The 238-nt window shown below is 41.6% G+C and carries 1 pseudogene; it reads left to right on the top strand.

Going from position 1 to position 238, the window contains the following annotated elements:
• Nucleotides 1-237: pseudogene (locus tag LCF57_RS18920) on the top strand (sugar-binding protein); the annotation flags it as partial.
• Nucleotide 238 lies beyond the last annotated feature (1 nt).

Raw genomic sequence — 238 nt, 5'->3', positions numbered from 1 at the left:
TCAAAATTTGGCCGTGCTTATAATCACGGCAGTGAACAAGATCAGGTATGCTTGGGCGGACTGATTTTAAATGAAAAGATTACTAGATTCGGCAACATATATAATGGCTTATTACACTATAACGGAGGAGATAACTGGTATCCGGGAGCTACAGACTCTTATGGCCGTCCTATTCTGGCCAATCAATATGCAGATGCAGTTTACGCTACTTATAAGGGCTATGGCGGTAAGAACTAAG

Origin of the sequence: Paenibacillus sp. BJ-4, assembly GCF_020404765.1 — a bacterium.
Lineage (GTDB): Bacteria > Bacillota > Bacilli > Paenibacillales > Paenibacillaceae > Paenibacillus.
This window is presented reverse-complemented; position numbering and strand designations above follow the sequence as displayed.